This is a genomic window from Streptomyces sp. NP160 (assembly GCF_006335115.1).
Taxonomy (GTDB): Bacteria; Actinomycetota; Actinomycetes; order Actinomycetales; family Quadrisphaeraceae; genus Quadrisphaera.
In genome coordinates this window covers 1-282 of record NZ_VDMJ01000087.1, presented here as the reverse complement: position 1 = coordinate 282, position 282 = coordinate 1, and the positions used below count along the sequence as shown (strand labels likewise).

The 282-nt window shown below is 68.1% G+C and carries 1 pseudogene; it reads left to right on the top strand.

Annotation, left to right across the window (positions count from 1 at the left end):
• Positions 1-282, top strand: a pseudogene (locus FHN55_RS23065) (carbohydrate ABC transporter permease); the annotation flags it as partial.

The window sequence follows — 282 nt, the reverse complement described above, 5'->3', positions numbered from 1 at the left end:
GGCCGGCGCCGGCGCGGGGCCAGCGACCGCCGCAGCCCGCTGCTGACCGTGCTGGTCATCCTCGTGCTGCCGTACTTCCTGCTGCCGCTGTACTGGCTGGTGGTGGCGTCCACCAAGGACAACGGCCAGCTCTTCTCGACGTTCGGCCTCTGGTTCGACCAGATCAACCTCGTCACCAACCTGCAGCAGGTGTTCACCGCGCAGGGCGGCATCTTCTGGACCTGGATCGGCAACACGCTGCTGTACTCGGTGGTCTCAGCCGTGGGCGCCGCCTTCCTCGCG